Below are 13,512 nucleotides of genomic sequence, written 5' to 3' on the forward strand. Positions count from 1 at the left end.
CAGGCTATTGGGAATACCGAAACATCATCGCTATCTCTGTTCCATCGCAGAACGGACCGGAGGAGCGGAAAAATGAAATACGCAAAAACCCAAGACGCCTTGGACAAGCTGACACCAGAGCAATTTCGTGTGACGCAAGAAAACGGCACCGAACGCGCGGGAACAGGTCCCCTGACAAGCAACAAGGAACCGGGCATCTACGTCGACATCGTGTCGGGCGAGCCTTTGTTTGCCTCATCTGACAAGTTCGAATCCGGTTGCGGCTGGCCCAGCTTTACCAAGCCTATCGTGTCCGAGCATGTCACTGAGCATAACGATGAAGGCTTTGGCATGTTGCGCACGGAGGTGCGTTCCAAGCACGGCGACAGTCATCTGGGGCATGTGTTTACCGACGGGCCGCATGACAAAGGTGGTCTGCGCTACTGCATCAACTCTGCCAGCCTGCGATTCATTCATCGCGATGCAATGAAAGACGAAGGCTACGGCGAATTTTTGGATCAAGTGGAGGATATATAATGACAGAACGTGCAATACTTGCCGGCGGTTGTTTCTGGGGGATGCAGGATTTGATCCGCAAGCTTCCTGGCGTTGTGTCCACCCGCGTGGGTTATACGGGTGGTGACGTGAAATTCGCCACCTACCGCAACCACGGCACTCATGCGGAAGGCATCGAGATCATCTTTGATCCGGCGAAGACCAGCTATCGCAAACTGCTGGAGTTCTTCTTCCAGATCCACGATCCGACAACGGAACTGCGCCAAGGCAATGATCGTGGCACGTCCTATCGCTCTGCGATCTATTATGTGGATGATGCGCAGCGTGACGAGGCGCTCAACACAATCGCGGATGTTAACGCTTCGGGGCTGTGGCCGGGCAAGGTGGTAACAGAAGTAGAGCCGGCCGGCGATTTCTGGGAGGCCGAGCCAGAGCATCAGGATTACCTGATGCACCGACCAAATGGCTATACCTGCCACTTTGTGCGACCTGACTGGGTTTTGGCAAGACGCGAAGCCGCCGAATAAACCAAACAGAGCTTCCCCCGTTTTTTGCGGGGACAGACCTAACATGGATTCAGGCACAGGCCTGATGAAAGGATATGCTATGCAATTTGGTTCCCTTAATGGCCCAGCTCATGAACTGCGTGTTGGGGCTTGGATTGATGGTGATGGCAACCCAATGGAAAAGCCGCTGCAACTGGCTGATCTGGGGGATGGCTACAAGATCATCTATTGCTTCCAGCATTGGTGCCCCGGCTGCCATTCGCGCGGGTTTCCGACGCTCAAGTATCTGCATGATAATTTGAAAGACAAAGGGTTCAGCTTTGCTGTGATCCAGACCGTCTTTGAAGGATCCGAGGTCAACACCTTCGACAAACTGCGCGTCAATCAGGAGCAATACAGCCTGAAAATCCCCTTCGGGCATGATGTTCCGGCGAAGGGTGAACGGCATCCGTCCTTCATGGAGGACTATGTCAGCGGCGGCACACCGTGGTTTACCGTGATCGATCCACAGGGCGACGTGGTTTACGCGGATTTCCGGATTGATCCGGCGCGGTTCATGAACGCACTTGGCGCGGATGATGTCGCGTTTTCAGACGCATAAAGCAGCCTTGGCAGGGCTTGTCACGGCCCTGCCACTCCCTCTGATATGAGCAGGAAACCCGATGACGAAACATGATCCAACATTCAACTTCGACAACACATATGCCCGTGAGCTCGAAGGCTTTTACGTGCCTTGGCAGGGTGTGAAAGCACCTGCGCCCAAAATCGTTCAGTTCAATGATGATCTGGCCGAAGATCTGGGTTTGAACAGCCTTGCACTGAACAGCAAAGACGGTGCCGCCATTTTTGCTGGCAGTGTAGCTCCGACAGGCGCAAACCCTTTGGCCCAAGCCTATGCGGGGCACCAGTTCGGCGGCTTTTCCGAGCGACTGGGCGATGGTCGCGCATTGTTGTTGGGCGAGGTGCTGGACAAGAATGGCGCACGTTTTGATTTGCACCTGAAAGGGTCCGGCCGCACCCCGTTCTCGCGCGGCGGTGACGGCAAAGCGGTGCTTGGCCCCGTGTTGCGGGAATACCTGATGGGCGAAGCAATGTACGCGCTTGGCGTGCCGACTACGCGCGCCCTCGCGGCTGTGACAACGGGCGAAGAGGTTGCGCGCGATGGGATGAAACCCGGCGCGGTTCTCGCGCGGATCGCGTCCAGCCACTTGCGTGTCGGCACCTTCCAGTTCTTTGCGGCCCGCAAAGAATGGGACAAAGTGCGCAAGCTGGCAGATTACGCCATTGATCGTCATTATCCGGAACTGGCCTCGGCGGAAGACAAATACCTTGGCTTCTTGTCGGCGGTCCTGGAACGGCAGGCCGCCCTCGTGACCCAATGGCTTCATGCGGGCTTCGTGCATGGTGTCATGAACACGGACAACATGACGATCTCGGGCGAGACGATCGACTATGGCCCTTGCGCCTTTGTCGACACCTATGACCCCAAGGCCGTGTTCAGTTCGATCGACCGAGACGGGCGTTATGCCTTTGGCAACCAGCCGGTGATCGCTCAGTGGAACCTCACGCGGTTTGCCGAAACGCTGTTGCCTTTGATCGAAGCTGACGACAGCGAAAAAGCCATCCGGTTGGCGACCAATGTGATCAACGGGTTCGCCACGCGCTACACGGAGATCTGGACCACAGGCATGCGCGCCAAAGTTGGTCTTGCATCCAGTGAAGTTGAAGATGCGGCCCTGATCAACGATCTATTCACCGCGATGGACGGGCAAAACGTGGATTACACGCTGTTCTTCCGCCGCCTCGCCGATGCTGCGCTTGGGCAGGATGACGATGTCGTGTCGCTGTTTGATGACGGTGAAAAGATCCGCGCTTGGCTGAAGCAATGGCAGGACAGGCTCTTGCGCGATCCGCTTGATCCCGCAGAACGTGCGAAAGCCATGAACGGCGTGAACCCGATCTATATTCCGCGCAATCATCGCGTTGAAGAGGCGTTGGTTGCGGCGGAAGCAGGCGATATGGCCCCGCTTGCCAAGTTGCTGGACGTCTTGACCGACCCGTTTACCAAGCGCGACGGTTTGGAAGGCTACGAAGGGCCGGCGCCTGACGATTTTGGCCCCTACAAAACATTCTGTGGCACATAGGAGGAACCGGATCATGACAAAACATTATGACACTGCGATCATCGGGTCCGGCCAAGCCGCCCCTGCCTTGTCGGTTGCCCTTGCCAAGCGCGGCGAAAACGTCGCCTTGATCGAAGGGGCGCAGCTTGGCGGGTCATGCGTCAACGCGGGCTGCACACCAACAAAAACCCTGCGCAAATCAGCGCGGGTGGCGCATATGGCGCGGCGTGCGGCTGATTTTGGTGTGCAAACTGGCGAAGTCACAGTTGATTTCGCGGCCGCAATGGCCCGCATGAGAGACCGCGTTGACACTGCGCGACGTGGCCTCAACGCATGGCTGAAGCGGACCAAGAAGGTTGATATCATCAAAGGCTGGGGCGCATTCGAAGGGCGCGATGGGGACAAGTTTGTCCTTACTGCGGGTGTAACGCGGCTGACCGCAGATAAAGTCTATATCAACACCGGCACGCGGGCTTTCACGCCGCCCGTGCGTGGCTTGGACTCTGTGGCGCATCTCGACAATGTCGGCCTGCTTGGATTGACCGAGTTGCCGCGTCATCTGATCATTGTTGGCGGCAGCTATATCGGGCTGGAGATGGGTCAGATTTTCCGCAGGCTTGGCGCGGATGTCACGATCATCAATAGCGCCCCCCGCGTTGCCATGCGCGAAGATGCAGATGTATCGAGGATCATTCAAGACATCTTCGAGGACGAGGGGGTGACCATCGTGAACGACGCGACAATCGCAAAGGTCGAGCCATCCCGCCATGGTGTGACGTTGATTATGACCGACGGCTTCAGCTTTGAAGGATCGCATCTGTTGTTCGCAACGGGGCGCAGCGCGAATAGTGATGGGCTCAACCTTGGCTCTGTTGGCGTCCAGACGGATGAGCGCGGATTTATTCGCGCCGATGTGCAGCTTGAAACCAATGTGCCCGGCATCTGGGCGCTTGGAGATATCAACGCGCGCGGTGCCTTTACCCATACCAGCTATCACGACCATGAGATCGTTCTGGCCAATGCCGATGAAAACGCGGGCCCGTTGCACCAATGGAAGGATGCCGACCAGCGCCCGACAACCTATGCGATGTTCACCGACCCACCCTTGGGACGCGTGGGCATGTCGCTTGCCGATGCCCAAAAGGCCGCGAATGACGGGCGCAGCATTCTGGTGGCAGAGATGGCGATGGCAGATATCTCACGCGCCAAGGAAGAGGGTGAGACAACTGGCCTGATACGCCTGATCGTGGATGGCGAAACAGAGCAGTTCCTGGGCGCCACCGTGTTCGGCATAGCAGGCGATGAGATCATCGCAGTGCTATCCAACTACATGGCGACAAGCGCGAGCTATCGCTTCATGCAGCAGGCGCTTCCGGTGCATCCAACGGTTGCCGAGCTACTGCCCACACTGCTGAGCAACCTCAAGCCGCTGGCTGCAAAATGAAGGAGGCCATAACCCTGTATGGTGAGCTGCGATGCCACAAAACACGCTACTATCAAGCGGCGATGGAAGAGCGTGGGCTGACCTATGAAATGGCAGAAGTTGACAAGGACGCTGAGGCTGCGAAGCGACTGGTGGCGCTCACAGGGAGTGCTGACAAGTTTCCCACGTTCGAGATCAGGGGGCGCAAGCTGCGCAACCCTATGCTGCCCGAGCTCGACAAGGCTTTGGCACGGGCGGGGCTGTATGATCCGGGGCGGGTGCATGACAAAAAGAGCCAGCGCTTTGTGCGGCACATGGCCCCGTCAGACGCATTTGTCAGCTATACATGGCAAGGCGAGCGTATGGTACTCGGTCATATCGAAACTGCCCCGTCACTGCGTGGATCAGGGCTTGGCGCGCGCTTTGCGGCAGAGGTGTTTGAGCATCTGGAAAGCGCACCGCATGAGGTGCGTTTGACTTGCCCTTTCCTGCGCCGCGTCGGCGCAACGCGGCCGGAATGGCGCGCGAAATTTCAACTGGAGGACACATAATGAGCGAAATCACATTCAAGAACACACGGTTTGACCCTGATCTGGTCGAGTTTCACGGCATTGCCCAACAGATGGCCAAATCAGTTGGCTACACGGCAGATATGGCCGTTGAAAAACAACTGGCACAACTGCTTCGGCTGCGCGTCGCACAGATGAACGCCTGCTCCTACTGCCTGATCCTGCACACGAAAGCGGCCCACGATCAGGGCATTCACCCTGCCAAAGTGGCCCATCTGGCAAGCTGGCAGGAAAGCACGATGTTTGACGCCGCAGAGCAAACCGCCCTTAGCTATTGCGAAGCGTTGACGGCCTATGACTTGGCTGGGTTTGCACCGCTTCATGAGGCGATGACAGAGCATTTTTCCGAAACCGAAATAGCCGAGGTTGCGGCCATTGTGATCAACATGAACCTCTGGACCCGCCTGAAACTGGCGCAGGGTGCAACGCCTGTGTTGGAGAGCTGAAATGGAGGCGATGCACTGGTCAACCGACATAATTTTGCTCGCGATCTTGGCAAGCGTTTTCCTCTATTCGTTGCTCACAAATGCGATCGCAAAGACGGTCATCACCTTGCCGATCATCTTCATGATCGTCGGCTATCTGTGTGCACGCCCGATCGAAGCGCTGGCTGAGCCGGAATCCCTGGACGAGGGCAAACGGCTCTTGGCCGAGATCACGCTTGTGCTCGTGCTGTTTTCAGATGCGAGCCATGTGCGCTTCAAATCGCTGCGCCAGAGTTTCAAAATCCCCTTGCGCATGCTGGTTGTCGGGTTGCCGCTTACCATCGGGTTGGGAATGAGCGTCGCTTACCTGCTCAACCCCGAGAGCGGTCTGGCAATGGCGCTTTTGACGGCGGCTGTCCTGACCCCGACCGATGCAGCACTTGGACAAACTGTTGTTTCAAGCTCTGACGTGCCAGAGCCTCTGCGCCAGACGATCAATGTTGAAAGCGGGCTGAACGACGGGCTCGTGCTGCCCTTCGTCCTCTTCGGTGCCATTCTGGCGTCAGCGGGGATGGGGGATGCAGCGACAGACGGGCTGGCCATGTCGGCTGTGCTGCAAGTTGTCTTGGGGCCAATCGTTGGCATCGCGTTCGGCTGGGGCTTTGCCAAGGCAATGGACGCCGCCCAGAACCGCGATCTGATGGCCGAAGCCGCTGGTGGGGTCGCGTTTCTCGCTGTCGCTTTTGCAGCCTTTATCGGCGCTGAGATCATCGGTGGAAATGGCTTTATTGCGGCCTTTGTTGCGGGCATGGTGTTCGGCAATACCTACAAACACGACATCCATTTTATCGGCGAATTCATGGAAGGCGTCGGGCAACTTCTCACGATGTTCGCGTTCCTTATCTTTGGCGCGCTGCTGTTGCCGGACGGGCTGGAGCATATGACATGGCGCGCTGTGGTGCTTGCGGTTCTATTCCTGACCGTTGTGCGCATGTTGCCGATCTGGCTGTCGCTGCTGGGCACGGGCCTTGCCCTGCGGGAAAAGCTGTTTCTGGGCTGGTTCGGGCCAAGGGGTTTGGCCTCAATCCTCTTTACCCTGATCATGATGGATGAATTCGACTTTCCCGGCGAAGAAGAATTGCTGGCCTGTGTCTCAATGACAGTCTTCTTGTCGATCATTTTGCACGGCATTTCGGCAGCGCCACTGTCCAAATGGATAGGCCGCGCCGCCTGAATTTACTCTAACTCAACAGGAGAAACCCGATGGATAAGTCCCACATAAAAACAACAATGCTCGCGCTGACAGAAGCCGACCTGGCGCAGGCGGAACAAAAATACCAAGTGTTTCTGGCCGCGGCCCGGCTTGAGCGCAACGAGACGATCGACGCCAGCGAACAGTCACAAGCCGAGACCGCCGCTGATCTGGCCGAGGCCTTCGATGACAAAGCCCATGACCACAGCGCAAAGGTCTCAGTGATCAACGACATTGATTTTGGTCCGAAAGATGCGGTTGAACCCGGTGCCGTCGTAAAAATCGGGAACCGCTTTCTGGTCGTCGGCGTCTCTACAGCTGCATTTAGATGTCAGGACCAAGACTTCATCGGCATCTCTACAGCGGCACCGATTTACAGCGCACTTGAAGGTAAGACCGCAGGCGAAACCTGCTCTTTCAATGGCCGCGACCTCGTCGTGAGCGAAGTCCATTGACCCAAGTTAAAGTAGGCTTCGGAGGTGGATGTCACTGGTGCACTGAAGCGGTGTTCCAATCGCTTCGGGGCGTCGGCAACGTGGCGCAAGGGTTCATCAAATCCCTTGCGCCACATGACAGCTTTTCTGAAGCTGTTGTCGTGACGTTTGACCCTGAAGTCATCCCCTTGGATGTCTTGATCGACGTGCATCTGCGCACCCACGCCAGCACGTCGCAGCATAAAATGCGCGGAAAATACCGGAGTGCTGTTTATGTCTATTCCGGTGAACAGGCCGACACAGTCCAACGCCACATCAAAGACGCGCAAAGCGACTTTGACAAGCCGCTTGTCACGATGACGCTCCCATTTGATGGCTTCAAGCCATCGCCGGAACCGTTTCAACGGTATTATGAAACGAACCCGGAAAAACCATTTTGCACCACTTACATTGATCCGAAACTAAGCGTGATAAGGCAACAGTTTGGCCATTATTCGGTTCGGTGTTGACCGATTTGAATGACTGCTTTGGCTACAAATGCTACAGAGCCAAGCGTGCGCCGCTGCACCTGCGAACAAATGCTGCGCCAGCAATAGCTGCATCGGCATATGGCAGCTTCGTCCGCACCTTATCAGTTCGTACACCGCGCAGCGAACGGCGTTGTTTCCCGAACCGGTCACTCAGGACCAGCGCAGCGAAGGTTTCAAGAGAGCCCAGAGTCACCTATGCTGCACGCTGCGCAAATGGTTGCAGTTGGCGGAAACGGCCATTCGTTGCGATAAGTTAATTGACCGGAATAGTGTCTCTTATGACTAATCCTCGATCCCCTAGCAACGTCATACGATTGGCAAATTGTTAAAGCTCAGGTTAGTTTCTTGACCCTCGAGTGTAGCTCTAGGAGACCACCCAATTAGGTCTGTGGTTCCTTTGGCGAATGCAATTTCGCTCTAATCGTCCAGCCGTACGCCTGTTTCAGGGTCAAAGAAATGCAGGTTGGCGGGATCCACGCCGAACTGCATCGCCTCCCCCGTGACAGCGTGATGCACGCCGGCGAGGCTCAGCGTAAAGGCATCGTTGCTGCCCGTAATCCGCCCATGCAACAGGGTATTTGCGCCCAAAGGTTCGCCCATTTGAACGGTTATCGACAGTGGCCCCGCGGGGTCGGTTATGATGTGTTCGGGGCGAATGCCGACTGTCACCTTACCTGATGCGGTTTGGGTCGTGGGTACCGTGACATCGCCAATTTTCAGAACGCCATTTGTGATTACACCGTCCAACACATTCATCGACGGGCTGCCGATGAATTGCGCGGCGAACAAGGTTTGGGGGCGTTCGTATACTTCAAGCGGGGTTCCGATCTGTTCGGCGCGCCCGGAGTTCATCACGATCATCCGATCCGCCATAGTCATCGCTTCGACTTGGTCGTGGGTCACATAGAGGGAGGTGATGCCAAGGCGGTTTTGCAGATCACGGATTTCAAGGCGCATCTGCACGCGCAGCTTTGCATCAAGGTTGGACAGTGGTTCGTCAAACAAGAACACCGCAGGTTCGCGCACGATCGCACGGCCCATCGCGACGCGCTGACGCTGCCCGCCGGACAAATCGCGCGGGCGGCGATCAAGGTAGGGTTCAAGTTGCAACAGCTTGGCGGCGGCTTCGACCTTTTTGTCGATCTCGGCCGCAGGGAGTTTGGCGATTTTTAGCCCGTAGCCCATGTTCTGGCGCACGGACATATGCGGATAAAGCGCATAGTTCTGGAACACCATGGCGATGTCGCGGTCCATCGGTTCCAGTTCGTTAACGCGTTTATCGCCGATCTGGATTTCGCCTTCGGACACAGATTCAAGCCCCGCCACCATGCGCAGCAGCGTGGATTTCCCACAGCCCGATGGCCCGACGATGACGATGAATTCACCGTCTTCAATCGCGGCGCTGACGCCGTGGATTACCTGCGTGGGACCGAAGCGTTTCTTGATATCGACGAGCGTGACTGTTGCCATGATTGCCTACTTTTCACTGTCCACGAGGCCGCGGATAAACAGTTTTTGCATTGAGATGACGACGATGATCGGCGGGATCATTGCCAGAATAGATGTTGCCATGATGACCGGCCAGTTCGCAGTGTCATCGCCTGACGGGAACATCTGCTTGATGCCCATCACGATGGTGTTCATCGAGGGGTCCGTGGTGATCAGCAGCGGCCAGAGGTACTGGTTCCAGCCGTAGATGAACAAAATGACAAACAGCGCCGCGATATTGGTGCGGCTCATCGGGAACAGGATGTCCCAGAAGAACCGCATGGGGGACGCACCATCCACGCGCGCGGCCTCGGCCAGCTCATCCGGGACGGTCATATAGAACTGGCGAAACAGGAAGGTCGCCGTCGCCGATGCGATCAGCGGCAAGATCAAGCCGCCATAGCTGTTGAGCATCCCGAAGCCCGCGACGACTTCATACGTGGGGACGATGCGCACCTCGACGGGCAACATCAGGGTCAGGAAGATCAGCCAGAAGAACACCATCTTGCCGGGGAATTTGAAATAGACGATGGCAAAGGCCGATAGCAACGAGATGACGATTTTACCCACAGCAATCCCGATGGCCATGACCAGCGAATTGACCAGCATGGTGGCGACGGGGACGTTGACGCCCGACAGCAACGCCTCGCTGTAGTTGGCGTAGAACTGATCACCAGGCCACAGCGGCATAGGCGGTTGCACGATTTCGGGCTGGGTCACAGTGGACGCCACAAAGGCCAGCCAGATCGGGAAGAACACGACAAGCACGCCGATGATCATGATGACATGGGACAGCCACAGCCCCGCGCCGCGCTTTTCGACCATGCCGGGGGGGGGATCGGTTGGATGGGTCAATAATGCACCCTCCGCTCAATAAACTTGAACTGGAAGATGGTGAGCGCACCGACGACGACCAACAGAATGACAGATTGTGCGGCCGAGGACCCGAGGTCCTGGCCCACGAACCCATCCGAAAAGACCTTGTAGACAAGAATGGTCGTGGATTGTTGCGGGCCACCACTGGTGATGGTGTGGATGACACCAAAGGTTTCAAAGAACGCATAGACGATGTTGACGACCAGCAAAAAGAACGTGGTGGGGGACAGCAGCGGCAGCACGATGGTCCAGAACCGTTTCCAGAACCGCGCGCCATCAATCGCCGCAGCCTCAATCACCGATTTCGGGATCGCTTGTAGGGCAGCAAAGAAGAACAGGAAGTTGTAGCTGATGCGCCCCCAAGCAGAGGCGACGACGACAAGGCCCATGGCTTCTCCGCCATTCAGGACGTGGTTCCAGTCATAGCCAAACTGGCCCAGATACCAAGACACAACGCCCACGCGGGTGTTAAACATGAACAGCCAAAGCACACCGGCAATGGCGGGGGCCACGGCGTAGGGCCAGATCAACATCGTGCGGTAAACGCCTGCACCTTTGATCAGGCGGTCTGCTACAACGGCCAGAAACAGCGCAGGGATCATGGAACACAGCGTCACGAGGGTCGAAAAGATCGCGGTCGTCACAAAGGACGTCCGGTAATACCGGTCGCTCAGCAGATATTCAAAGTTGCCGGTGCCCACGTATTGCATCGACAGACCGAACGGGTCGGGGATGAACAAGGACTGCCAGATCGCTTGCCCTGCAGGGTAGAAAAAGAAAATTGCAGAGACGAGGACTTGCGGCGCGATCAGGCACAGCGGCAAAAGCCAGCCTTTGAACGTGACCCGTTTTTCCATATCGCGCTGCCCCCCGAAAAGATATGCGGGCGGCGGTGATTGGCCGCCCGCATGTGTATTTCTTAATTGGCTGCTTCAAAGCGGCGCAGCAGGGCATTGCCACGCTCAACCGCGCTATCAAGGGCGGTTTGCGCGTCTTTGTCGCCGGACCAGACGGCCTCAAGCTCTTCGTCGATGATGCCACGGATCTGATCGAAGGACCCAAGGCGCAGGCCTTTGGAATTCGATGTCGGATCATTGGCCGTCATCTGTATCACGGACACATCTGTGCCGGGATTTGCTTCGTAGAACCCCGCGGCGCGTGTCGCGTCAGACGCGGCATTGGTGATTGGCAGATAGCCCGTATCCTGGTGCCACTGCGCCTGCACCTCTGTCGAGGACAGATAGGCAAGGAACTGTGCGGCACCTTCGTATTCGGCGTCCTCATGGCCTTCCATCACCCAAAGGGATGCACCACCGATGATGGTGTTTTGTGGGGCATTACCAACACCGTCCCAATAGGGAAGCGGGCGAACGTCAAAGGCAAATTCCGCCTCAGAACTGATGCCTGCATAGCCAGCAGAGCTTTCGGTGAACAACGCGCATTCACCAGCACGGAAGTTCGCACCGCCTTCATTGCGGCGGCCCAGATAGATGAATTTACCGTCAGCGGCCCATTCACCCATGGCTGAAATATGCGCGACCTGCGCGTCGCTGTTAAAGGCAAGTTCTGTGTCTGTGCCTGCAAAACCGTTTTCTTGAGTGGCGAAGGGAACATCGTGGTAGGCGCTGAAGTTTTCAAGGTGAATCCAGCTTTGCCACGCGGTTGTCAGGGGGCACGTGCTGCCGCCGTCTTGCAACTGGCCAAGGACATCGCCCACGTTCTGCCATGTGGACAGATCGGTGTCAGGGTCAACGCCTGCGGCTTCGAACGCGTCGCGGTTCACCCAAAGGACGGGGGTGGATGCGTTGAACGGCAAGGACAGCATTTCACCTTCGGTGGTGGTATAATAGCCGTTGACCGCGCCGATATAGGCATCCGGGTCAAATTCTGCGCCAGAGGCCTGCATCACTTCGGTCACGGACCGCACCGCACCTTCGGCGGACATCATGGTGGCTGTGCCGACCTCGAATACCATGAGGATTTGTGGCTGCTCACCGGCGCGGAATGCTGCAATACCTGCATTCAGCGTTTCGGAATAGTTGCCCTTGTGGGATGCGACGACAGTGAATTCGTCTTGGCTAGCGTTGAAGTCTTCAACTTGGGCCGCAACCAATTCACCAAGGCGACCTGTAAAAGCATGCCAGAATTGGACTTCTGTTTCTGCATAGGCCGCGAACGGCGAAAGCATCGTTGATCCGGCGATCAAAGCGCCAGTTGTCAGGTTTTTCATGTGTTCCTCCCAGGAATCGCGGCGGCCTCCTCGCCCCCGCGGAATTATTACACGTTATCCAAGCGTTCGCATAATTCAAGACTATTCCTTGACCTCAATTTATAACACAGCATTATAAATTCACTAGGTATTGGACCGCATCATGACAACACGACCCAGACTGCGACAGCTCGAGGCCCTTAAATCCGTTGTAGATCACGGGAGCATGACACGGGCGGCGAAAAGCTTAGAAATTTCGCAACCCGCAGTAAGCCGATTGCTGGCAGATCTGTCCTCCGAGCTTGGCTTTGCAGTGCTTGATCGAAAAGATGGACGGTTGGTTCCTACACAAGAGGCCAATTACATCCTGCCTGACATTGCGCGCCTGTTGGGAGTACTGAAGAACATCACCGACACCAGCCAGAACGTGCATGATAAAACGGCCGGTCATCTGAGCGTTGCCTGTCTTCCAGGCTTTGCCACGAGTCACTTGCCCGCCGTTGTCACTAAATTCCTAAAGACGTGGCCTGACGTAACAATCACCCTTGAACCAGATCGCCCGGAACGGATTCTGGAATGGATTGTCGGTGAGCAGTATGATTGTGGCATCACAGACGGATTTGACGGTCATCCCGCGATTGAAAGCACACGGCTGAGTGTCAGGACCGTGTGCATCTTTCCCAAAGGACACAGATTTCAGGACCTCAAACAGGTTGATGCACGACACTTGGACGAGGAGCGTTTTGTTCACACGCGCCGCGACAGCAGCTTCTACCGGTCTCTGCATGATGTGTTCCGAAAAGCTTCAGTAAATCCAACCCAAGTTGTCGAAACCCGTCAATTTACTGCGGCATGCGAACTTGTAGCGCAGGGTGTTGGCGTGTCCGTAGTGAGTGAACTTGACGCGCAAACTTACAAGGATCGGCTCGACTATCGCCCCTTTGTGCCAAGCGTCCCACACGAAATTTGCCTTGTAAGGCCGATCCACAAACGGCCATCCAAAATTACTTTAGATTTCATGGAAGAATTCAAGGCTAGCTTGAGTGAGTTTAAAGTTTGAATTGGATGACTCTTCGGAAATCGGAGCTAAGTGACATTGGTGCAAGTGCAGCGAAGTTGAGTCTAGTTTGAGATAAGCGAGCTCACAATGCCGCTGATTGGGCGGCGATTGTAAACGTCCGC

Annotated in this window: 15 protein-coding genes; 11 read left to right on the top strand and 4 right to left on the bottom strand. The window is 56.2% G+C overall.

Going from position 1 to position 13,512, the window contains the following annotated elements; all coding sequences use genetic code 11:
* The first annotated feature begins 72 nt into the window (after positions 1-72).
* From msrB to ACIRQ6_RS02640, 10 genes are all read left to right on the top strand, one after another.
* The gene (gene msrB / locus ACIRQ6_RS02595) at positions 73-516 is read left to right on the top strand and encodes a peptide-methionine (R)-S-oxide reductase MsrB (RefSeq protein WP_420862579.1); all 444 of its coding nucleotides are present in this window, start codon (positions 73-75) and stop codon (positions 514-516) included.
* Entirely contained in the window at positions 516-1,022 is a 507-nt protein-coding gene (msrA, locus tag ACIRQ6_RS02600) for a peptide-methionine (S)-S-oxide reductase MsrA (RefSeq protein ID WP_420862580.1), read from the top strand. The genes msrB and msrA overlap by 1 nt, the downstream gene beginning before the upstream one ends.
* A gap of 79 nt (positions 1,023-1,101) precedes the next feature.
* Entirely contained in the window at positions 1,102-1,602 is a 501-nt protein-coding gene (locus tag ACIRQ6_RS02605) for a peroxiredoxin family protein (protein ID WP_420862581.1), read from the top strand.
* A gap of 61 nt (positions 1,603-1,663) precedes the next feature.
* Positions 1,664-3,145 carry a protein adenylyltransferase SelO gene (locus tag ACIRQ6_RS02610; protein WP_420862582.1) on the top strand — a complete coding sequence of 494 codons (1,482 nt, stop codon included), beginning with the start codon at positions 1,664-1,666 and terminating at the stop codon, positions 3,143-3,145.
* A gap of 13 nt (positions 3,146-3,158) precedes the next feature.
* The gene (locus ACIRQ6_RS02615; RefSeq protein WP_420862584.1) at positions 3,159-4,568 is read left to right on the top strand and encodes a mercuric reductase; all 1,410 of its coding nucleotides are present in this window, start codon (positions 3,159-3,161) and stop codon (positions 4,566-4,568) included.
* Positions 4,565-5,098 (top strand): N-acetyltransferase, encoded by a 534-nt coding sequence (locus ACIRQ6_RS02620; RefSeq protein ID WP_420862585.1) that lies wholly within the window; start codon positions 4,565-4,567, stop codon positions 5,096-5,098. The genes ACIRQ6_RS02615 and ACIRQ6_RS02620 overlap by 4 nt, the downstream gene beginning before the upstream one ends.
* Entirely contained in the window at positions 5,098-5,562 is a 465-nt protein-coding gene (locus ACIRQ6_RS02625) for a carboxymuconolactone decarboxylase family protein (RefSeq protein ID WP_420862586.1), read from the top strand. The genes ACIRQ6_RS02620 and ACIRQ6_RS02625 overlap by 1 nt, the downstream gene beginning before the upstream one ends.
* A 10-nt stretch (positions 5,563-5,572) precedes the next feature.
* Positions 5,573-6,775: a cation:proton antiporter gene (locus tag ACIRQ6_RS02630; protein WP_420862587.1), complete on the top strand. Its 1,203-nt coding sequence runs from the start codon at positions 5,573-5,575 to the stop codon at positions 6,773-6,775.
* A gap of 29 nt (positions 6,776-6,804) precedes the next feature.
* Positions 6,805-7,248: a hypothetical protein gene (locus ACIRQ6_RS02635; protein ID WP_420862588.1), complete on the top strand. Its 444-nt coding sequence runs from the start codon at positions 6,805-6,807 to the stop codon at positions 7,246-7,248.
* Entirely contained in the window at positions 7,245-7,736 is a 492-nt protein-coding gene (locus tag ACIRQ6_RS02640) for a peptide-methionine (S)-S-oxide reductase (protein ID WP_420862589.1), read from the top strand. The genes ACIRQ6_RS02635 and ACIRQ6_RS02640 overlap by 4 nt, the downstream gene beginning before the upstream one ends.
* A 438-nt stretch (positions 7,737-8,174) precedes the next feature.
* Here the strand turns inward: ACIRQ6_RS02640 and ACIRQ6_RS02645 are convergent, their stop codons facing one another.
* The 4 genes from ACIRQ6_RS02645 to ugpB form a co-directional block, all read right to left on the bottom strand.
* Complete coding sequence (locus tag ACIRQ6_RS02645) at positions 8,175-9,227, bottom strand: sn-glycerol-3-phosphate import ATP-binding protein UgpC (protein WP_420862590.1); 1,053 nt, start codon at positions 9,225-9,227, stop codon at positions 8,175-8,177.
* A 6-nt stretch (positions 9,228-9,233) separates the two neighbouring features.
* The gene (gene ugpE, locus ACIRQ6_RS02650) at positions 9,234-10,070 is read right to left on the bottom strand and encodes a sn-glycerol-3-phosphate ABC transporter permease UgpE (protein WP_420862591.1); all 837 of its coding nucleotides are present in this window, start codon (positions 10,068-10,070) and stop codon (positions 9,234-9,236) included.
* Between the two features lie 26 nt (positions 10,071-10,096).
* Complete coding sequence (gene ugpA, locus ACIRQ6_RS02655; RefSeq protein ID WP_420862592.1) at positions 10,097-10,978, bottom strand: sn-glycerol-3-phosphate ABC transporter permease UgpA; 882 nt, start codon at positions 10,976-10,978, stop codon at positions 10,097-10,099.
* A 62-nt stretch (positions 10,979-11,040) separates the two neighbouring features.
* On the bottom strand, positions 11,041-12,351 hold the full coding sequence (gene ugpB / locus ACIRQ6_RS02660; RefSeq protein WP_420862593.1) for a sn-glycerol-3-phosphate ABC transporter substrate-binding protein UgpB: 1,311 nt from the start codon (positions 12,349-12,351) through the stop codon (positions 11,041-11,043).
* 142 nt (positions 12,352-12,493) lie between these two features.
* Between ugpB and ACIRQ6_RS02665 the strand changes: the two genes are divergently transcribed.
* Entirely contained in the window at positions 12,494-13,390 is an 897-nt protein-coding gene (locus ACIRQ6_RS02665; RefSeq protein ID WP_420863838.1) for a LysR substrate-binding domain-containing protein, read from the top strand.
* Positions 13,391-13,512 lie beyond the last annotated feature (122 nt).

Source organism: Algirhabdus cladophorae (assembly GCF_044772865.1).
In the GTDB taxonomy this organism is placed as follows: Bacteria; Pseudomonadota; Alphaproteobacteria; order Rhodobacterales; family Rhodobacteraceae; genus Algirhabdus; species Algirhabdus cladophorae.